General features: G+C 38.7%; 20 protein-coding genes and 1 other RNA gene. 12 read left to right on the plus strand and 9 right to left on the minus strand.

All coding sequences use genetic code 11. The features are described 5' to 3' along the window. The first annotated feature begins 25 nt into the window (after positions 1-25). Positions 26-532, plus strand: a complete 507-nt coding sequence (locus RM545_RS07505; protein WP_311494695.1) for an endonuclease domain-containing protein — start codon at positions 26-28, stop codon at positions 530-532. A 64-nt stretch (positions 533-596) separates the two neighbouring features. Here the strand turns inward: RM545_RS07505 and truA are convergent, their stop codons facing one another. After that, positions 597-1,388: a tRNA pseudouridine(38-40) synthase TruA gene (truA, locus tag RM545_RS07510; RefSeq protein WP_311494696.1), complete on the minus strand. Its 792-nt coding sequence runs from the start codon at positions 1,386-1,388 to the stop codon at positions 597-599. A gap of 229 nt (positions 1,389-1,617) precedes the next feature. Here truA and RM545_RS07515 point away from each other — a divergent pair, with 229 nt between their 5' ends. The 8 genes from RM545_RS07515 to RM545_RS07550 all read left to right on the plus strand — a co-directional run bounded on the left by RM545_RS07515 (position 1,618) and on the right by RM545_RS07550 (position 9,184). Beyond that, complete coding sequence (locus RM545_RS07515) at positions 1,618-2,010, plus strand: hypothetical protein (RefSeq protein ID WP_311494697.1); 393 nt, start codon at positions 1,618-1,620, stop codon at positions 2,008-2,010. Between the two features lie 172 nt (positions 2,011-2,182). After that, positions 2,183-2,653: a DUF6265 family protein gene (locus RM545_RS07520; protein ID WP_311494698.1), complete on the plus strand. Its 471-nt coding sequence runs from the start codon at positions 2,183-2,185 to the stop codon at positions 2,651-2,653. 57 nt (positions 2,654-2,710) lie between these two features. Continuing rightward, entirely contained in the window at positions 2,711-4,582 is a 1,872-nt protein-coding gene (locus RM545_RS07525) for a DUF4139 domain-containing protein (RefSeq protein WP_311494699.1), read from the plus strand. An 8-nt stretch (positions 4,583-4,590) separates the two neighbouring features. Then, complete coding sequence (locus tag RM545_RS07530; RefSeq protein WP_311494700.1) at positions 4,591-5,409, plus strand: DUF1853 family protein; 819 nt, start codon at positions 4,591-4,593, stop codon at positions 5,407-5,409. Positions 5,410-5,846: 437 nt separating this feature from the next. Beyond that, positions 5,847-7,001 carry a baeRF7 domain-containing protein gene (locus RM545_RS07535; RefSeq protein ID WP_311494701.1) on the plus strand — a complete coding sequence of 385 codons (1,155 nt, stop codon included), beginning with the start codon at positions 5,847-5,849 and terminating at the stop codon, positions 6,999-7,001. A gap of 94 nt (positions 7,002-7,095) precedes the next feature. Further along, positions 7,096-7,830: an NYN domain-containing protein gene (locus RM545_RS07540; protein ID WP_311494702.1), complete on the plus strand. Its 735-nt coding sequence runs from the start codon at positions 7,096-7,098 to the stop codon at positions 7,828-7,830. Between the two features lie 11 nt (positions 7,831-7,841). After that, entirely contained in the window at positions 7,842-8,696 is an 855-nt protein-coding gene (locus tag RM545_RS07545; RefSeq protein WP_311494703.1) for a pirin family protein, read from the plus strand. An 86-nt stretch (positions 8,697-8,782) separates the two neighbouring features. Continuing rightward, positions 8,783-9,184 (plus strand): GlcG/HbpS family heme-binding protein, encoded by a 402-nt coding sequence (locus RM545_RS07550; protein WP_311494704.1) that lies wholly within the window; start codon positions 8,783-8,785, stop codon positions 9,182-9,184. A gap of 713 nt (positions 9,185-9,897) precedes the next feature. Here the strand turns inward: RM545_RS07550 and RM545_RS07555 are convergent. From RM545_RS07555 to RM545_RS07570, 4 genes are all read right to left on the minus strand, one after another. Next, positions 9,898-10,623, minus strand: coding sequence for a Dph6-related ATP pyrophosphatase (locus tag RM545_RS07555; RefSeq protein ID WP_311494705.1), 726 nt, complete (start codon positions 10,621-10,623; stop codon positions 9,898-9,900). Then, complete coding sequence (gene aroQ, locus RM545_RS07560) at positions 10,620-11,045, minus strand: type II 3-dehydroquinate dehydratase (RefSeq protein WP_311494706.1); 426 nt, start codon at positions 11,043-11,045, stop codon at positions 10,620-10,622. Before aroQ ends, RM545_RS07555 begins: the two co-directional genes overlap by 4 nt. 98 nt (positions 11,046-11,143) lie before the next feature. Beyond that, positions 11,144-11,638 carry a hypothetical protein gene (locus tag RM545_RS07565; protein WP_311494707.1) on the minus strand — a complete coding sequence of 165 codons (495 nt, stop codon included), beginning with the start codon at positions 11,636-11,638 and terminating at the stop codon, positions 11,144-11,146. A gap of 336 nt (positions 11,639-11,974) precedes the next feature. Further along, complete coding sequence (locus RM545_RS07570; protein WP_432264579.1) at positions 11,975-12,592, minus strand: porin family protein; 618 nt, start codon at positions 12,590-12,592, stop codon at positions 11,975-11,977. A gap of 119 nt (positions 12,593-12,711) precedes the next feature. Here RM545_RS07570 and xerD point away from each other — a divergent pair, with 119 nt between their 5' ends. Both xerD and RM545_RS07580 read left to right on the plus strand, forming a co-directional pair. Then, positions 12,712-13,608: a site-specific tyrosine recombinase XerD gene (gene xerD / locus RM545_RS07575; protein WP_311494709.1), complete on the plus strand. Its 897-nt coding sequence runs from the start codon at positions 12,712-12,714 to the stop codon at positions 13,606-13,608. Positions 13,609-14,152: 544 nt separating this feature from the next. Next, the gene (locus RM545_RS07580) at positions 14,153-15,100 is read left to right on the plus strand and encodes an aldo/keto reductase (RefSeq protein WP_311494710.1); all 948 of its coding nucleotides are present in this window, start codon (positions 14,153-14,155) and stop codon (positions 15,098-15,100) included. 92 nt (positions 15,101-15,192) lie between these two features. Here RM545_RS07580 and rny read toward each other — a convergent pair whose 3' ends face one another. The 4 genes from rny to RM545_RS07600 all read right to left on the minus strand — a co-directional run bounded on the left by rny (position 15,193) and on the right by RM545_RS07600 (position 17,557). Further along, positions 15,193-16,755: a ribonuclease Y gene (gene rny, locus RM545_RS07585; protein WP_311494711.1), complete on the minus strand. Its 1,563-nt coding sequence runs from the start codon at positions 16,753-16,755 to the stop codon at positions 15,193-15,195. A gap of 51 nt (positions 16,756-16,806) precedes the next feature. Beyond that, a non-coding RNA gene (gene ssrS, locus RM545_RS07590) (6S RNA) lies at positions 16,807-16,914 on the minus strand. Between the two features lie 48 nt (positions 16,915-16,962). Then, positions 16,963-17,256 carry a cell division protein ZapA gene (locus tag RM545_RS07595; protein ID WP_311494712.1) on the minus strand — a complete coding sequence of 98 codons (294 nt, stop codon included), beginning with the start codon at positions 17,254-17,256 and terminating at the stop codon, positions 16,963-16,965. Between the two features lie 10 nt (positions 17,257-17,266). Beyond that, positions 17,267-17,557 carry a hypothetical protein gene (locus tag RM545_RS07600; protein ID WP_311494713.1) on the minus strand — a complete coding sequence of 97 codons (291 nt, stop codon included), beginning with the start codon at positions 17,555-17,557 and terminating at the stop codon, positions 17,267-17,269. 180 nt (positions 17,558-17,737) lie between these two features. On the opposite strand from RM545_RS07600, the gene RM545_RS07605 reads away from it, so the two are divergent. Continuing rightward, positions 17,738-19,426, plus strand: coding sequence for a M23 family metallopeptidase (locus tag RM545_RS07605; protein ID WP_311494714.1), 1,689 nt, complete (start codon positions 17,738-17,740; stop codon positions 19,424-19,426). Positions 19,427-19,588: the final 162 nt, after the last annotated feature.

Genomic DNA, 19,588 nt, shown 5'->3' on the forward strand with positions numbered 1-19,588 from the left:
AGCGAAAAAATGGTATCTTAATCAGATGCCAGGTGGTGATAAGAATAACTACGATGAGTCAAAATCCCCTCCTTTGGAGGGGTCGTCGAAGACCGGGATGGAGAAAACAGCTTCAAAAGATATAGTCACCCATATTGGCACCGTTCCCATATACCGAAACTTCACCTATAATCTTCCGCGAAACTCAGCTCTTAGCAACAGGTCCAAAGCTCTTAGAAAAGCCGGAAACCTCCCTGAAATTATTTTTTGGAAACAGGTGCATAAAGGAAAGTTCCACAAAATTGATTTTGACCGGCAACGGGTAATAGGAAATTTTATCGTGGATTTTTATGTAAAGACATTGAGCCTGGTGGTAGAAATAGATGGCTCCAGCCATATTAATAAAGAGAAATACGATCAGGAAAGAGAAGAGTATTTAAAGAATCTCGGGCTTCGGATTTATAGAATTCCCTCCTCCAGAGTTCGGAACGAATTAAAAAATGTAATGCAAGAACTGGAACGTTTTATAGTAGAGCATTTTGGAAAAAAATGAAATACCACCCCGTCCTTCGGACACCCCTCCGCCGGAGGGGAATACTTTCACAGAAAAAATTTTACTATAAATCCTTAAACCCCACTTTGTTCAAAATAAGCCCGGATGCGGGAGCAATATAATCCATTTGTAAATCTGGAGTACCTGTAAGACTTTGTTGTATTTGCTCTACGCTCAGTTCCCCTTTTCCCACCTGGATTAAAGCGCCCATCATTAGGCGCACCTGGTGCCGCAAAAAACCTTCTCCATGCACATGAAAAACATACGTTTGCTTCGGAAAAAAACTCGCACTAAAAAGATCATTTTCGGCAATTTCCGCTTTATTGATTTCCCTTTCAAATTTGCTGTTTTCAGAAACGCGCACGCAATAATTCCGAAAATTATGAGTGCCTTCAAACAATTTTGCTGCCTTCTGCATCTCTTCAATATTAAGATCAAATATGAAATTAGCCATCATTGGCGCACAAAACGGATGATTTTTTTTTCCATAAGAAAATAAGTAAGCGTACTCTTTTACCTTTGGATGCTGAATAATGTTGAATTTTGCATCTACTTCTTCTACCGCTAAAGCTCTTATATCCTGTGGTAGATTAAGATTAAAAACTGCCAAAAAATCATCCAGATCTTCCAATGGCTCGTTATCCAGAAAAAGTTCAAAAGCCGACTCCTGTGCAGATACCATCGCATCTGTACGGCTACTGCCAAGAATCTTGAATTTAGCATCTGGCATTGCCCATTGCAACGTTTTGGTGACCAGTCCTTCAACCGTTTTCACATCGGGTTGTTTTTGCCAGCCATGCAATCTATAGCCTAAAAACTGAATTTTAATAAGATAGTAATAGCGTTTTCGCTGCAAAATTGTTGTTTTCAACAAAGGTAACAAACCAATGGAATTTTAGTTCATTTCAGGTTTTCAGGATGAGGTGAAATTTCAGTATAAAATGAAAAGAACATTCTAAAAATTTAAAGTTAATAATTACAACTTACCAAAATTATTTCTAGTTTAGTACAAATTAATTATCTGAAACTTTCTTGTAAAGGAATTGCATGATTTAAGCACTTCAGGCAGTTTAAAAACAATTTTCATGAAAAAATTACTCTTTATATTAAGCATTTTTCTTCTGGCTGCCTGCGGTACAACCCGTGATCCACAGTTGCGGGAACAGTTAGATAGAGATTTTGGATTTGATCCCAGGCACCCAATACTTGTTGGTAGTGATAATTTAGAATCGGGTCCCGGTAATCAACAAGATTACCTAAACAATCTTAGCGGACCCAATGGAGAAGTGATCACCTACACAAGGCTAGGCAGTTGCTGTGATTTTAGAACTGAAAACGGAATTCTTGGCAACGGTATGCTGGATAAATATGAGATAAATTATGAAGGACTTGAAGAGCCTATTATCCTATATTTTAATATGTACGATCCGGCACCTCAAGACATTCAGGTGCCGGCAGGTTTGATTCTCAAAGAATAATTTTTTCAGAAATCTTATTTTGTTTCTTTCTGAATCTAACGGGTTCAAATTTCACTTTTTACATTCTAAAATCAGGCTCGAAATTTGGCAATTATTGAGATTACATTCTTTAGTCACCAAAAATGTACTTCATCAAAATAGGATTCGTGAAGCACAACTTCAAGAATAATCTATGAAAGCTCTTCTTACTTTTTGCCTCGCACTCATAATTTTTTCCTTCGGAAATATTGACAGCAGCAAAGCTCATGAAGATCAACAAGTTTCTTTTGACTGGATGCTGGGCAGCTGGAAACGCACCAACAATACAGACAATAGCAGCACCTTCGAAAACTGGATAAAAAAATCTTCTGAAGAATATTCCGGTGTTGGCTATACCTTAAATAATAGAGACACGATTTTTAAGGAAGACCTGAGATTTTTTTACAAAGCGGGGAATTGGAATCTTGAAGTAACCGGAGAAAATGAAAAACCTGTCATTTTTCCAGTTAGCACTTATGCTTCAAATAAATTCATTGCAGAAAATGAAGAAAATGAATTTCCGAAGAAAATCACATATCAATTGCAAAACGATCAACTGTTAGCTACAATAACAGATGGAGAAACGGAAATTCCATTTATCTTTTCCAAAACAACCAGAAAGTAATCATATAAAAACAGCTAAAATTTTTCACATCACAAACACATCATCAATCAAACAAAAATGAAAAAAATCCTCTTATTGCTTGTGCTGATTGGCTCTTCAGCATTTGCTCAAAATTTTAAAGAAATTCCTTTATCTACTTCCATTAAGAACGTCACCGTTTTTCTTCAGGGAGCGCAAATTAGCCGTGAAGGAGAAGTGCAAATACCCGCAGGAAATTCTTTGCTTGTCTTAGATGGCCTATCGCCACACATCAATGACAAAAGTTTACAGGTTAGTGCAGATGGTAATTTCACCATTCTTTCTGTAAACCATAAACAAAACTTCCTTAATGAGCGCCAGAAGAATGGTAGAATTGACAGCATCCAAAGCCTGATAAGTAACCTGGAACTCCAAATTTCAGAAAATAAAGCGCGCCTGGAAATCCTTCAGGAAAAACAGAGTCTGCTCGATAAAAATAAAAACCTTGGCGGAACAAATTCCGGGGCATCGCTTTCCCAATTAAGAGAAGCCATTAATTTTTATGATGAACAACTTTCGGCTATAAAGAATGAAGAAATAGAGACAAGAATTGAAATTGAGGAACTTACCAAAAGAAAATCACGTTTAGAGCAACAAATTGCTGATGTGAGCAGAGAAGAGAATTTACCTTCAGGACAAATAGAAATAAGAATAGAAGCAGATAATGCCACCCGCGGAGAGTTTACAATTAATTATCTGGTAGCAAACGCGGGATGGTTTCCTAATTATGACATACGGGTAGAAGACATTGACAATCCGCTACAGCTTCAATACAAAGCAGATGTTTATCAAAATACCGGTGTGGACTGGGATAATGTAAAACTGAAATTTTCCAATGGCAATCCCAACGAGAGCGGCGTGGCTCCGGAACTTTCCACATGGTATCTCAATTACGCCAGAAATACCATTTTTCGTCCCACATTTAATGGAGCAGTAGATCGCTCTGTCCGTACTGTCACGGGAGTAGTGCTTGATGAAGATAATCTGTCACTTCCCGGTGCAAATATAATGGTGGAAGGTAGCACGGTTGGCACCCAGACAGATTTTGATGGGAATTATCAACTAACATTACCAAATAATGCTGAAAGGCTCATTTTTTCTTTCGTGGGAATGAAAACACAGGAAGTTCCTATAACAAGTTCCCGAATAGATGTAAAGTTAGAAGCAGACTCACAAGCGCTGGAAGAAGTTGTGGTAACAGGTTATGGAGGAAAATTGCAGGGCAGTGTGGCAGGAATAAGAATTAGAGGAGCCTCTTCCCTACCACAATCTAAAAAAATCACCACCACCGCAGTAGAGAATCAGACCACTGTAGAGTTTGAAGTAGAAAAACCTTATTCCATTAAATCCAACGGAGAGAAACTCGCCATTGAATTAAATGAATATGATATTGAAACCGCTTATGAATATTATGCGGTTCCAAAACTGGATAAAGATGCTTTTCTAATTGCCAATATTACCGACTGGGATCAATATAACCTGTTGGAAGGAGAAGCAAATTTATTCTTTGAAGATGCTTTTGTTGGTCGAACGGTTCTGGACGCAAAATCCCTTAGCGATACCTTGGACATTTCCCTTGGGCGGGATCGCAATATTGTGATTGGAAGAACAAAAGTAGATCAATTCTCTAAGCAAAGATTTTTAGGCAGTAACAAAGTTGATAGTCGGGAATTCAGAATTCTTGTGAAAAATAAGAAATCCCAGCCGATCCAGATTACTCTTTTTGATCAGATTCCGGTTTCGGCAATTGGTGAGATTGAAGTGGAGGCAACAGAACTTTCGGGAGGAAAACTGGATGAAAAAACCGGTGAGGTAAAATGGCAATTATCGCTGGCCCCACAACAACAAAGGGAACTCATCCTTGGCTACGAAGTGAAATATCCTCGTCGGGAAAAGGTGATACTGGAATAAGGATTTCTATGGATAAAAAGAGTCTTCAGCAGGTTTTGGGTTTTCTATCTACCCCTCCCCTCTGGAAGCACACCCTTTTTGGATTATCTCAGTTTGATTTTCCTAAGGACATTTTAATAACCGATCCTGCTGCTATTCCCGATTTTCCATATTCTATTCTGGGAAAAAGGATGGAGAGTGCTTTTGAAGCACTCATAAATATTTCTGCTGATTATGAGGTGATTGCCTCAAATATTCAAATTCATACTAACAAAATTACTGTTGGGGAGCTGGATTTTCTTCTGAAGAGCATTTCCCGCAATCAAGAATATCATGTAGAACTGGTCTATAAATTCTACGTCTACGATCCTTCCATTAAAAAAGAACTGGAACGATGGATTGGCCCAAACAGAAAAGATTCGCTCCTTCAGAAGGTAAAAAAACTAAAGGAAAAGCAATTTCCTCTACTATATAAGCACGAAACTATAGATTATCTCTCTGCTTTTCAGGTCAATCCGAAGAAATTGAAGCAGGAAGTTTGTTTTAAGGCAAATTTATTCCTTCCGAAGCATCTAAAGCAGCTCGAAACCGGAGAAATCAACACCGAATGTATTGCAGGATATTGGATACATTCAGAAAACTTTTGCGGTGAGGAATATGAGAAATATTCGTTCTATTCTCCTAAAAAGCAACAATGGCCTGTCCATCCACAGTATGCCGAAAACTGGCATTCTTATGAGGTCATTAAAAAACAAGTAGACTACTTTATAGGATGTAAAAGATCACCTCTGCTCTGGATGAAAAAAAATGAATCAGAATTTGAACTTTTTTTTGTGGTTTGGTGGTAAAGAGTGCCTGGAAAAGCGGTAAAACCGCAGTACTAAAGGGAATGGTATAAAATTCCTCCTGAAGTAAAAAATGAGGTCCTTCAAAATGGCAATTACTGGCTTCTTATGCTGTTGACAACAAAAAACTTTCACCACACCAGCCGGGCTGGAATGCGAGCGTTCAAAATTGGCAATTATCGACCTATAGCAATTGCAGGTAATATCTTTTATAACAACATAGTTGTTGAGAACAGCCAAAACTCTTTTATACTGTTCGCTCTTCCCCGATTTATTTTCAAAACATAAACATTAATTAAGAAAGATTTAGCAGATACAGCGCCTGTGAGCCTTTGAATTGGCTACAATTCGGCTTATCTTGAGAATAAGAGAAACTAAACGAAGAACAGGGAATGAAAATAATTTTTCACTCCCTTTTTTAACCCAAAAAATACAACAATATGGCATTGATAAGTCAGGAAGAATTCAAAAAAATAACAGACTTTAAGCAGGATATCTGTGTTTCCATCTTTATTCCTACTCAAAGAGGAGGAAAAGAAGTATTGGAGCAAAAAAATAAGAAACATCTTAAATCTACCTGGGACCAGGTAAAAAGAGAATTGGAAGCTAAAAAAGTTTCCGAAGAAGAAATCGAAAAAATCGGAGAACCAATAACAGAATTATTGAATAATGCTGAATTCTGGAGACATCAGTCCGACGGACTTGCGATATTTTCTTCCGAAGGATTTTTTGAAAAGTATACGGTTCCCGTAAACTTTGAAGCCCATCATTATATTTCCAATGACTTTTATGTAAAACCACTGGTACCACTTACTACAGATGATGGAAGATTTTACTTACTCGCTGTACAGCAGGATAAAGTGGAATTTTATGAAACTACAAAAAATACGATTGGAGAAATTTACATAGAAGATTTAACTCCTTCAAAACTTGAAGACCGCGTAGGTTACGATTTTGAGGAAAAAAACCGAAAGACAAAAACACAAAACAGTTCAATGGGAACTGCGACCAGTCACGGTTACGATGCGGCTAACAGGGACGACAAAAATGAAATTCTGCGATTTTTTAATGCGATAGATAAAGGTCTGCACGAAATTCTGCGGGATGAAAATGTGCCTTTGGTAGTAGCTTGCCAGGATTATCTTTTCCCTATTTACAAAGAAGCGAATTCCTATAAAAATTTGTTTGATCAGGTAGTTCCAGGAAACCCCTCTGATACCGATATGTTTGGTCTGCATGAAAAAGCATTAAATGTGATGGAACCTCACCTTGAAAAGAAGAAACGTACTAAACTGGAAAGCTTTGGGGAATTGACGCCCGATAAAACATCTTCCAGTATTTCTGATATTATTCCTGCAGCTTTTGAAGGAAAAGTAGATACGTTGTTCTTAGAAAACCGTTCCGAAATCTGGGGTACTTATGATGAACAAAACCGCAAAGTAGAAGTTAATGAAGAGCAATCTTCAAATAACACTTCATTAATGAACATGGCAGCAGCAAAAGTCATAGAAACAGGAGGATCTGTATTCTTAATTGAAGGTGCCTTTATGCCAGGTAAAGAGGCTAAGGTAAACGCGATCTTTAGATACAGCTAAGATTATCCTCTTACACGCATCAACAGGGCGGCAACTGCCGCCTTTTTTAGTCAAATACACTATCTTTATAGTTTAAGAAATCATAAACTCATATATGGAAATAAACCTTGCAGTATTAATTGATGGGGATAACATCCCTTCTGCATATGTTAAGGAAATGATGGAAGAGATTGCAAAATACGGTAATCCAACCATTAAAAGAATCTATGGCGACTGGACGAAGCCTCACCTGGCAAAATGGAAAGCAGTTCTGCTGGAAAATGCGATTAACCCTATGCAGCAATACGGCTATACCCAGGGAAAAAATGCGACAGATTCCGCAATGATCATAGATGCCATGGATATTTTATATTCCAACAAAGTCGATGGCTTTTGCATCGTTTCCAGTGATAGCGATTTTACACGTCTGGCTACAAGATTGCGGGAAGCAGGGAAAAAGGTGATTGGGATTGGTGAGAAAAAGACTCCTGAGCCATTTATCGTTGCCTGCGACCGATTTATATATATTGAAATCCTTAAAAATAAGGACAAAGATTCGAGCTTGGGAACCAGCAAAGAAAAGACCGAAAAGAAAAACAATGTAGATAAAATTAATCCGAAATTAATACGTCTACTTGCCAACACAATTTCTGATGTAGCCGATGAAGACGGCTGGGCATTTTTAGGAGATGTTGGAAGCCTTCTTCAAAAGAAACAGCCAAATTTCGATTCCAGAAACTACGGATATCAGAAATTAACTCCTATGATAAATGCTATAGACAAATTTGAAATTGAATCCCGGGAGAATCACAATTCCAGGTTCAAACTTATTTACGTTAGGAACAAATAAAAAAATTGAAAATGCGAAGCATAAAACAAATACATAAAGCAGAATATCGACCCATTGCAGATCTCACTACCTATTCTCCCATGCCCACGGGGAGTATCCAAATGATCGATCCCTTTCTCTTTCTCAATCATCACGGGCCGCAAAAATATCCACCAAATAATAACGGTTTGCCGTTTGGCCCGCACCCACATCGTGGCATGGAAACGGTGACTTTTATTCTTGATGGTGACATTGCACATAAAGATTCCGGGGGACACAAGAGCGTTATCGAGAGTGGAGGCGTACAATGGATGACCGCCGGCAGCGGACTTCTACATGCTGAAGTTTCTTCAGAAAAATTTAAAAAAGAAGGAGGTGATCTTGAAATCTTACAATTATGGGTAAACCTTCCCGCAAAATATAAAATCACAGAACCGAAATATCTGGGCTTTCAAAAAGATCAGATCCCTACAATATCTCTGGACGAGGGGAAAGTCACGGGCCAGGTTGTTTCCGGTACATTAGAAGGAACAGCCGGGGCTTTCAATACTTTTACCGATGTTAATCTGGCTACTTTAAATTTTGAAGAAAACGCTCAATTAACACTGAATATTCCTGAAGATCATAATATCTTTTTCTATGTTATTAAAGGAGAATTCGAAGCAAATGGTGAGCAGGTAAAAGCCCTACACTTAGCCGAATTCAACAATGATGGGGAAAAGCTAAAGATCGAATCCAAAGCTGAAAGTGTATTACTTTTTGGACATGCTAAACCCTTTGATGAGCCTGTAGTGGCAAGAGGTCCGTTTGTTATGAATACAATGGATGAAATCGACGAAGCTTATGCCGATTTCCAGACTGGGAAAATGGGTGCCTGGAAAGAATAAACGAAACCCATGTTATTATCCTCTTAAATAAAGTTGTGTTTGAATAGTTATACTTAATTTGAAGAAAATCAAAATAATAGAAGATTATGAATATTACTCTTGAACAAGCACAGACTGCCATAGAGGCCGCTAAAAAGAAATCAGCTGAAATAGGAGTGGCAATGAATATCGCCATTGTAGATTCCGGTGCAAATCTTACCGCTTTTGCACGAATGGATGGTGCATGGCTGGGGTCAGTAGATATTGCCATAAAGAAAGCAGAAACTGCCCGCTATTTCGATATGGAAACCGGAGAAATAGGGAAATTATCCCAACCGGGACAGCCACTATTTAATATAGAACATTCCAATGCCGGACTTATTACCTTCCCGGGCGGTGTACCTATTAAAGACATTAACGGTGACATCATTGGCGCAATTGGAGTTTCCGGAGGTGCTGTAGATCAGGATCACGAAGTCGCTACTTACGGCATGAATGCGGTGAAGTAGTTTTTTGAAGTTGGGAGTTCGGAGTTCGGGGTTCGGGCTTCGGGCTTCGGGGTTCGGGGTTCGGGGTTCGGAGTTCGGAGTTCGGAGTTCGGAGTTCGGAGTTCGGAGTTCGGAGTTCGGAGTTTTAAGCTAAAAAAAATATTTTATTGAGCTATTCTCTACAAGCCGATAATTGCCATTTTTAAGCTTTCTCTAATTCTCTTCTGAATGAAGAAATAAGGACCGCAGGTTAGTTGAAGTTCATATAAGAAAGCTCTCCTTCTTTTAAAGGAGCAGTGGCCTTAGGTCGGGATGGTTATTCAGTTCTTAGTCAGGAGTTCGTAGTTCGGAGAACTTATTAATGATAGATTGCCGATAATTGGGAATTTTGCGGTACTGTTTCATAAAGCCATTACATTAGGATTCAAACTAAGACTGAAGTATAAATGCAGTATATTCCTGCAAGGTTTTAAAAACTTTGTAGGTTTAAATGGAGGTGACCCGATGCTGATAATTTCCATTTTCAAGGTATTACGTTTTAAAGGAGGGGTGGCCGTAGGTCGGGGTGGAAATTCCAGTTCAAAGTTAGGAGTTCGTAGTTCAGAATTCATTGCCGATAATTGCCATTTTCAAGGCACCACTAAAAATTAGCAGGAATCCTAGATTCTGCTCATCAAGCACCAAATAAAATGCTCCCCTCCTTATAAAGGATGGGTGGCCGTAGGTCGGGATGGCTATTTTGGAAGCAAGTCGCAGTACCAGAATTTCGAATCCCACGTCTGGGGTTCGTCAGAAAAGCAATTGTCTTCTTTATTTTTTTTCGGAGAATAGGTTCTTTCGACTTTCTCCCCCATTTCAAATGCAACCGGATTTTCAAAAACAGGTCCGTCAAAAACAAAAGTGTGAAATTCCCCATTTTCGCCACAAGGATCTACACCTTCAGGTAGATCATCTAAAAAAGCCTGATCAATTACTCTTCCGCAGAAAGATTTATCAAGTACTTTGGAGTTTACACAAACAACAATGGCTTTAAAATTTAGCTCTAAAAATTCCTGAATTAATTCCGAAGTATCTTTTTTCCAAAGTGGATATATTCCTTTCAATCCCACTTTTTCTAGCTGTTCTTCTCTATAATTCCTGAGATCCTCCAGAAAAATATCACCAAAAATGCTATATCTAAACCCTTCCTGAAGCAAGGATTCTGTAGCTTTTTGCATGGTCGCATTGTATTCCTGCATGGAAACATCACCATTTAAAGCAATCACCTGAAGTGGCAGCCCCATATTTTGCGCCTGCTGAAAAAGCAGCTCATTTCGCAGCCCGTGCATCGAAACCCGGTCAACATCGGTATTTACGGTCGTTACCAGTTTTTCTACAGAATATTCCTTTTGCTGCTGAAGTTTGTAAAGTGCTAATGCTGAGTCTTTCCCACTACTCCAGTTGAGATAGGCTTTCTTCATTCTTCATCTTTAATGAAGCTGGTAATTGCCAGATCGTAACTTTTAAGCCCGAAGCCCAAAATAACGCCCTTTGCATTTGCTGCAATAAAAGATTTATGACGGAATTCCTCACGAGCATGAGTATTAGAGATATGAACTTCTACTACCGGAGTTTCAATCGCTTTTACAGCATCGCCAATAGCCAAAGAAGTATGAGTATAGGCCGCCGCATTAAGCACAATTCCGTCAAAAGTTTTGTCTGCATTGTGCAGTTCGCTAATTATTTCCCCTTCTATATTGCTCTGTACATAGGAAAGTTCCAGGCTTCTGAATTTAAATTGAAGGTGAGAGAAATATTCTTCAAAGGTTTTACCTCCGTAGATGTCAGGTTCCCGGGTTCCTAACAAGTTAAGATTAGGACCATTGATAATAAGTATTTTCATACCGTAAATATATCGAAATCTCAACGTATTTTCTTCAACCTGGATCTAGAAAATAGAAAAGCAGGATCTCTCCTGCTCTTCTGTTCAAGCTTTGTTTCTTAAAGTTCAAATTCCAAACCAATATTAAACGTGGAGACACTGAAATTATCTTCAATACTTATGTTGGTATAAGATGCGACAATGTTCAACATCGCCAAAGAAAAACCTATTTTGGGCCTGTAGAAAAATCCACCGTCGTTTCCGTCATTCACTCCTATGGCATAGCCAAGGTCCAGACCTGCAACAAGAAAAATCAAATCTACGCGGCCGGCAGCACCCACAGGAATAAACTGAAAATCACTTGCTTCAAAAGACAGATCGTCATCTTCACCATCTTCTGAAAAGAAATGCATGTAACCAGCTGTAGGTCCTACTTTCACAATTTCAGCTAATCCAAAAAGATAGGCAACATCTGCTCCAACGTCAAAATTGGAATAATCTTTTATATCCCCCGTAGGAAGCCCCAAGTTTACCCCCAATACAAAGTCTCCCTGACTAAAAGAAGATTGAACACCGAATACTAAAAATCCTAAAAGTAAAATTGCTTTTTTCATTATAATATATTTAGTTGGTTCTCCTACTAAATGTAAACAATTAAAACACATATTATTGAACATTAACACTTTAGAGAATTTATGCGCATATAATAATTTAAGATAAAAACATACTTTATCTTGTCGGTAAAGAGAGCACTTATGGCTGACTTCTACGTATTCCATTCCACATCTACCTACAACTTATCACCTTTTTATAAAGCTATTTAAGACCAGATGTTGCTGGTGCAGCCCCTGTTCAGTAGTTAATTAAGAAACGAAACCAGAATTTCCAGCCATAAAAAAAAGCGGAAGAAAAAATTCTTCCGCTTTTGCAATAATAATATTTTCCGTTTCCTAAAATAAATATCCAATTCCAGCCTGGAAAACGGAATTATGAACATCATAATCTTCAATTAAATCAGAAAATCCATAGTTATATCTTCCCTGGATAAAAAATCCGTTATTGAATTTATACTCTAAACCGGCAACACCACCAAATTCAAAATCCTGTACGTTACTAACATCTGAAACATCAGTATCTCCTCCATCCTCGAGAGGTGCATTATCGATTTCTTCATTTACCTTAAAATTGAAAGAAGGTCCTGCCTGTACACTAAGCCCTTCTACAAGATAAATCTTTACCAATACAGGAACACTAATGTAGTCCAACTGATATTCTACATTATCATCGATATCAAAAATATTGTCTTGCTCATCATCTGAAAGATCAAAACCCTGTGCAGAATAAAGCACTTCCGGCTGGATAGAAAATTTATCTGCCAAAGGTATTTCTGCTAATAGACCCAAATTGAAACCCGTACGCATGTCTGGATCCTCAAAGCCACGTATTCCGTCGCCTGTAAAGGTCGAGAAATTGACACCTCCCTTAATACCAAATTGTAAAAATTCCTGCGCACTTACTGCTGTAGTTGCAAGAAAAACCATTGCAACCAATAGAAATCCTTTTTTCATTTTCATAATTTTCTTTTTAAAAGTTGAAGCAAATGTAAGAGTCAGCTCGTTAAGGAAATGTTTAATTCGGGCTAAAGTATTACTAAGAAAACTTTCGAAATTGTCCTTATATTTAACAAATGGAATGGGAAAACGCTTTAAAGGACTACTGTCATTATTTAAGAATAGAACGCGGACTTTCTGCTAATTCGATCGAGAATTACAGTTTAGATATCATCAAGCTCACCAAGTTTTTGGAAGCCAATAATATAAAAATTTCCCCTATTAATATTTCTGAAGAAATTGTTCAGCAATTTATGTATGAAACTGCAAAAATCTTAAATGCACGTTCCCGGGCAAGGATAATTTCCGGCCTTCGGGGCTTTTTCAATTTCCTGGTTTTTGAAAATTACCGAAAGGACAATCCTTTGGATTTAGTTGAATCTCCAAAAATTGGAAGAAAACTTCCCGATACGATTTCTACAGCAGAAATTGATGAGATTATTGCAGCAATAGACCTTTCTAAAAATGAAGGTGAGCGTAACCGGGCGATTATTGAAACCCTGTACGGCTGCGGATTAAGGGTTTCGGAATTGATCGAACTCAAAATTTCAGATCTTTTCTTTGAAGAAGGCTTTATTAAAGTCACCGGAAAGGGCGATAAGCAGCGTTTCGTTCCTATTTCTGAATATACTCAAAAGTATATCAACATATACAGAAATGAAGTCCGTGTTCACCAGGAAGTTGAAAAATTATCATCAGACACTTTATTTTTAAACCGAAGGGGAAAAAAACTTACCCGGGCAATGATCTTCACTATTGTACGGAGGCTGGCAGAAAAAGCCGGGATCCGGAAAAAAATTAGTCCGCATACCTTCAGACACTCTTTTGCAACCCATCTCCTGGAAAATGGAGCTGATTTAAGAGCTATTCAGCAAATGATGGGGCATGAGAGTATTACTACCACAGAAGTTTATATGCACGTAGACAGAAGTCACCTGCGCAAAGTGATGGAAGAGTTCCACCCGCGGCGATAATTATTAGTTCGGGAGTTCTTCGTTCGGAGAAAAGCTTTGAGCCGGTAATTGTCATTTTAGGAGTGCACCTTATCGCTCCCCTCCTTTTTTTTAAGAAGGGGTGGCCAAAGGTCGGGGTGGTCAAAGACTTCCTTTCAACACTATTTTCCTTGCTGAAACTGGTAATTAGCATTTAAAATACCGTTAAAAACTGTTCGGAACTGGAATTCATGGTCTGGAAAAATTTTTCAGGCCAATAATTGCCATTTCACAATACTCTCTTTAAAAACACCACTAATTCACTAATAAACCAAAGTTTTGATTCGTGGATTGGCGGCACCAGAGAATACAGGCCGAAAATTGCCATTTTGAGGATGCACTTTGTCCACACTTATAACGCTCTCCTCCTTTTTTAAGGAGGGGTGGCCGAAGGCCGGGGTGGTTTTGCTCCCCCTCTGGAAAAGGAGGGGTGGCCAAAGGCCGGGGTGGTTAAACTTCTGCTAAACCAGCCAAATTCCTTCTAAAAACCTGTAATTATTGGTACTTTAAAAGAAAAACACATACTATGAATAAATTAAAATTCAGAAACGGCGACGAAATGGCCGCCATAGGACTCGGTACCTGGAAATCTGATAAAGGTAAAGTAGGAGAAGCTGTAAAAACAGCTTTAAATTCCGGTTACCGGCATATAGACTGTGCTGCGACCTACGGCAATGAAGCGGAAGTTGGGGAAGCTTTTTCAGAAATCTTTTCAGAAGGAAACATTAAGCGTGAAGAGATTTGGATAACTTCCAAACTATGGAACAATGCACATAAAAAAGAGGACGTAATCCCGGCTTTAAAACAAACACTAAAAGACCTTCAACTGGATTACCTAGATTTATATTTAATCCATTGGCCTGTTGCTTTTAAGTCTGGTGTTGCTTCGCCTAAAAGTGATGATGATTATCTGTCCCTGGAAGATGCACCAATTATTGAAACCTGGAAAATGATGCTGGAAGCCAAAAAGCAGGGGCTTGTAAGACACGTGGGAGTTTCAAACTTCAGTATAAACAAACTAAAAGACCTAATGGCAAAAACCGATGATATTCCTGAAATGAACCAGGTGGAACTTCATCCCTATCTTCAGCAAAATAAATTACTGGAGTTTTGTAAAGAAAACAATATAAATATTACGGCCTTTTCACCTCTTGGTAGTGGCGACAGACCAGACGGAATGAAAGCTGACAACGAACCTTCTTTGCTGGAAAATGAAGTTATTACGAAAATTGCCAAAAAGCATGATGCTTCTGCTGGACAGATTCTTATTAAATGGAGTGAACATCGTGGTACAGGTGTAATTCCTAAAAGTACCAATCCCGGGAGAATTAAGGAAAACCTCGAAAGTGCAAACATTGAACTTGACGGTGATGACCTTAAGGAAATCGCGAACCTGGACAGGCATTTTAGGTACGTAACCGGAGAGTTTTTTGTTACAGAAGGAAATAGTTACGAGAATATCTACGATGATTAACCGACTGCTTCTGAATAAGAAAACATAAAAAAATCCCGCGAAATCTGTTTCACGGGATTTTTTTATGCTCTTGTTATGCTCCTGGGAACGATTTATTTGGCAATATTTACCGCCCTCGTTTCCCTAATTACTGTGACTTTTACCTGCCCCGGGTAAGTCATGTCTGTCTGGATTTTCTGTGAAATCTCGAAAGAAAGGTTGGAAGCTTTTTCATCATTTACCCTTTCACTTTCTACAATTACACGTAATTCCCGGCCGGCCTGGATCGCATAGGCCTTTTTCACTCCGCCAAAACCAAAGGCAATTTCTTCAAGATCTTTTAAACGCTGAATGTAAGAATCCAGCACCTGCCTTCTCGCTCCCGGTCTTGCGCCGCTAATAGCATCACAAACCTGCACAATTGGCGATAACAGGGAAGTCATTTCCACTTCATCATGGTGAGCTCCAATTGCGTTACAAACTTCCGGTTTTTCACCGTATTTCTCAGCCCATTGCATTCCTAGAATAGCATGTGGAACTTCTGTCTCTGTATCCGGTACTTTTCCTATATCGTGAAGAAGACCGGCTCTTTTTGCCAGTTTTGGGTTTAAACCGAGCTCTGCTGCCATTACTCCGCACAACTTGGCAACTTCCCTGGAATGCTGAAGCAGGTTCTGACCATAAGAAGAACGATACTTCATACGACCGATAACTTTAATCAGTTCTGGATTTAATCCATGAATCCCAAGATCTATAACGGTACGCTTACCAATGTCGATAATTTCTTCGTCTATTTGCTTCCGCGTTTTCTTTACGACTTCTTCAATACGGGCCGGATGAATCCTACCGTCTGTTACCAGTTTATGCAAGGATAAACGGGCCACTTCCCTCCTAACAGAATCAAAGCAGGAAAGAATAATTGCTTCCGGAGTGTCATCTACAATAATTTCCACACCGGTAGCGGCCTCGATAGCACGAATATTCCGTCCTTCCCGGCCAATTATCCTACCTTTTACATCGTCGCTCTCCAGGTTAAATACTGAAACGCAATTCTCCACCGCCTCTTCTGTACCAATCCTCTGGATCGTATTTATAATAATTTTCTTAGCTTCCTGTTGTGCGGTAAGTTTTGCTTCTTCTACTGTATCCTGGATCATTGCCATAGCGTCAGCCTTTGCCACATCTTTTAAAGATTCTGTAAGCTGTGCCTTGGCATCTTCTGCAGAAAGGCCAGAAATCACCTCTAACTGCTGTACTTTGCTGTTATGCAGCTTGTCAATTTCTTCCTGTTTTTTCTCCAGGTACGCCGTCCTATTCTCGTAATCTGCTAACTTCTCTTCAAGGTCTTTATTGAGTTTTTTATTCTTGGCAATCTCACCAGAAACCTGGGATTCTTTATCCCGAATACGTTTTTCTGCATCACCAATTTTCTTATCACGGCTAAGGATAACCTTTTCGTGTTCAGATTTAAGTTCAATAAATTTTTCTTTTGCCTGAAGAATTTTATCCTTCTTAATGCTTTCACCTTCAGCTTTTGCTTCTTTAATAATACTGGCAGCAGATTGCTCGGCACTTTTTATAGTTCCTGAAGCTTTTTTCCGCTCCATCGTTTTAGCAATTGCAAAACCAATGGCAATGCCTACCAGTCCTACAACAATCATTATAATTATTTCCATTTAGTTAAAATTTATGTATAAAAAAAGCCTGTATTAGTTGTGTTTTGGATTAAACTCCTTAAAATCAAGTTTAGGGCTAACAAGCTGATCAAGAATCCGCTCAAAGGCGGCGCGCTTTTACAACTTAGACTCACCCTCTTTAAAGAATCCGTGTTGAGTTTATCAAAAAATCACTAATACAGGCAGTAACCTATTTATTTAAAGAACTTAATTCGCTAAATGACTTTGTAACAAATCATTAAGTGATTTCAATTTATCTTCTGCATCAAGCATTTCGGCTGACTTATCTATGCCCTGTTGTTCAGTTTGAGCGGCAAACTGTAAGGCACACATAGCAAGTACATCCTGCTTATCCCTAACGGCATAACTCTGCTCAAATTGCTTGATCATAGCTTCGATTTTCTTTGCAGCCTTGCGCAATCCTTCTTCCTGTTTTGGTTGAATGGTTAAAGGATACACACGATCTGCTATCGATATTTTGATCTTTAATTTATCGGCCATTGCTTTTAATTTAGTCGGATAATTGAACAATACACTGGTCAATTTCCCTTATCAGACTATTTATCTTGAGCTTTGTTTCTCTTTTATAATCATTACTGCCCAGCATCGCATTTGCAGCTTTTAAAGACTGAATACGCTCTCCGGAATTTTCCAGTTCCTTTTTCAAGGCCGCGTTTTCAGATTTAACAGTTGTCAATTCTTCCTGTAAAGAAGCCTGCATCTGCTTTAAAACTTCATATTTGTGAAGCAACTTGCTGATTCTATTTTCAAGACTATCAACTATTTCCGTTAATTCACTCATAAAAGCTGGATATGATGCCAATCCCTACAAAGTTAGCATACCGTTTGAAATATCCCAATACTTTTAATTCTATTTTTATAAAAATCCTCTAGCAGGCTTAATAAACTCAGGGAAAGCCATTTAATTTTGCACGGAGTTTGATTATCTTTATCCCGCTATGAATTTGCTTAAACAAGTCCTATGAAATTTTATTATCTACTTATTTTTTTTACCATATCTCAAATTGCGCAATCTCAACCTAAAGTACCACAGGAATATTTTGAAAATCCGCTTGATGTTCCCCTGGTACTTTCAGGAACTTTTGGGGAATTAAGATCGAATCATTTCCATAGTGGCCTTGATATTAAGACACAGCAACGGGAAGGCCTGGAGGTAAAATCTGCCGCGCCCGGGCATGTTAGCCGGATTAAAATTCAGCATTATGGCTATGGGAAAGCGCTTTATATTCAGCATCCAAACGGTTACACCACAGTTTATGGCCACCTGCAGCGTTTTTCTCCGGAAATTGAAGCCTACGTGAAAAAACAGCAATACGCCAACGAATCTTATGAAATTGAACTTTTTCCTGAAGCCGGAGAACTTCAGCTTGAAAGCGGGGATCTTGTTGCCTACAGCGGGAATACCGGTGGCAGCGGAGGCCCTCATCTTCATTTTGAAATAAGGGACGGCAGCCAGCGACCTATGAATCCAAAACTATTCGGAATAGAAATTCAGGATCATAGAAAACCCATAATTAACGGACTTTTTGCTTATCCCATGGACGAAGATTCGCATGTAAACCATTCCGCAGAGAGGCAAAGAATAAGGCTAATTCCTTTAAAAGATGGCACTTATACTACTGAAAAAATAAATGCGTGTGGCAAAGTGGGATTCGGGATTTCTACTGTAGACCAGCAGGATATGGCTTCCAACCAAAACGGGGTATATAAAATTGAAGCGAACTTAAATGGCGACAATGTGTTTCAGCTTAATTTCGACAGATTTTCCTTTGCTGAAACCCGTCACCTCAATCAATTAATAGATTATGAATATTATACCAATAACCGGTCACGGGTTCAGAAGCTATTTGTAGAGGAAAGTAATCCACTAAGCCTTTACGCAAATGTCCAATCTGAAGGAAGGCTGGAGATACAGGACAGTCTGGATTACAATTACACCATAAAAGTCACCGATTTTGCCGGGAACGAAAGTGTAATTAGAGTACCTATTCAAGGTGAATATAGTGAGAAGGTTCAGCCGAAGCAATTGGAGGAAACCGAATATTTTGTGCAGGCAAATCAATCTTTTTCTACAGAACAGAATGGAATTGATGTTTATATTCCAAAGGGAAGTTTATACCAGGATAAATATCTGGATATCAGCTTTAACGGTGATACTATTAACCTGCATAAAGATGATACTCCAATTCATCAAAATATCACGATTGGCTTTGATGTGAGCAAGTATGAGCCGGCAGAAAAGGAGAAAATGTTTATCGCAAAACTTGGTTACAGAGGGCGTCCCGGTTATTCTTCAACGTATAAAAAAGCAGATAGGTTTACCACCGGGATCAGGACTTTTGGTAATTATACCCTGGCTTCAGATAATAAGGAGCCATGGATAAGTCCGGTAAATTTTTCTGACGGGCAGTGGATTTCCAACAACAGTAACCTTAAGGTTAAGATAAGTGATGATCTTTCGGGAATTAAGAGCTATCGCGCTACGGTAAACGGGAAATTTATCCTTATGGAATACGAATATAAAGATAATACCCTTACCCACGATTTTAGTGACGGCGCTGTTACAGAGACAGAAAACAACTTTAAGCTGATTGTAACAGATAATGTGGGAAATACTAATACCTACGAAGCAAAATTCTTTAGAAAATAATAGATGCTGAAAAATGGCAATTATCGAGCTAGAGGTTTTTGCCACGAATTCGCGAATAAGTTCTGAATTTTCCCTGCCTTTTTAGAACTTATGCAATGTAAAAAGGCAATTTAATATGCTGTTGTTTTTAGACCTCACAGGTTTTAAAAACCTGTGAGGTCT

This window comes from Autumnicola lenta (assembly GCF_031846515.1).
In the GTDB taxonomy this organism is placed as follows: domain Bacteria; phylum Bacteroidota; class Bacteroidia; order Flavobacteriales; family Flavobacteriaceae; genus Autumnicola; species Autumnicola lenta.

Bases quoted from the DNA above. Each gene is read 5' to 3' on its own strand.
- RM545_RS07505 (WP_311494695.1), top strand. From the start codon at position 26: ATGCCAGGTGGTGATAAGAATAACTACGATGAGTCAAAATCCCCTCCT.
- RM545_RS07515 (WP_311494697.1), top strand. From the start codon at position 1,618: ATGAAAAAATTACTCTTTATATTAAGCATTTTTCTTCTGGCTGCCTGC.
- RM545_RS07520 (WP_311494698.1), top strand. From the start codon at position 2,183: ATGAAAGCTCTTCTTACTTTTTGCCTCGCACTCATAATTTTTTCCTTC.
- RM545_RS07525 (WP_311494699.1), top strand. From the start codon at position 2,711: ATGAAAAAAATCCTCTTATTGCTTGTGCTGATTGGCTCTTCAGCATTT.
- RM545_RS07530 (WP_311494700.1), top strand. From the start codon at position 4,591: ATGGATAAAAAGAGTCTTCAGCAGGTTTTGGGTTTTCTATCTACCCCT.
- RM545_RS07535 (WP_311494701.1), top strand. From the start codon at position 5,847: ATGGCATTGATAAGTCAGGAAGAATTCAAAAAAATAACAGACTTTAAG.
- RM545_RS07540 (WP_311494702.1), top strand. From the start codon at position 7,096: ATGGAAATAAACCTTGCAGTATTAATTGATGGGGATAACATCCCTTCT.
- RM545_RS07545 (WP_311494703.1), top strand. From the start codon at position 7,842: ATGCGAAGCATAAAACAAATACATAAAGCAGAATATCGACCCATTGCA.
- RM545_RS07550 (WP_311494704.1), top strand. From the start codon at position 8,783: ATGAATATTACTCTTGAACAAGCACAGACTGCCATAGAGGCCGCTAAA.
- RM545_RS07555 (WP_311494705.1), bottom strand. From the start codon at position 10,623: ATGAAGAAAGCCTATCTCAACTGGAGTAGTGGGAAAGACTCAGCATTA.
- aroQ (WP_311494706.1), bottom strand. From the start codon at position 11,045: ATGAAAATACTTATTATCAATGGTCCTAATCTTAACTTGTTAGGAACC.
- RM545_RS07565 (WP_311494707.1), bottom strand. From the start codon at position 11,638: ATGAAAAAAGCAATTTTACTTTTAGGATTTTTAGTATTCGGTGTTCAA.
- RM545_RS07570 (WP_432264579.1), bottom strand. From the start codon at position 12,592: ATGAAAAAAGGATTTCTATTGGTTGCAATGGTTTTTCTTGCAACTACA.
- xerD (WP_311494709.1), top strand. From the start codon at position 12,712: ATGGAATGGGAAAACGCTTTAAAGGACTACTGTCATTATTTAAGAATA.
- RM545_RS07580 (WP_311494710.1), top strand. From the start codon at position 14,153: ATGAATAAATTAAAATTCAGAAACGGCGACGAAATGGCCGCCATAGGA.
- rny (WP_311494711.1), bottom strand. From the start codon at position 16,755: ATGGAAATAATTATAATGATTGTTGTAGGACTGGTAGGCATTGCCATT.
- RM545_RS07595 (WP_311494712.1), bottom strand. From the start codon at position 17,256: ATGGCCGATAAATTAAAGATCAAAATATCGATAGCAGATCGTGTGTAT.
- RM545_RS07600 (WP_311494713.1), bottom strand. From the start codon at position 17,557: ATGAGTGAATTAACGGAAATAGTTGATAGTCTTGAAAATAGAATCAGC.
- RM545_RS07605 (WP_311494714.1), top strand. From the start codon at position 17,738: ATGAAATTTTATTATCTACTTATTTTTTTTACCATATCTCAAATTGCG.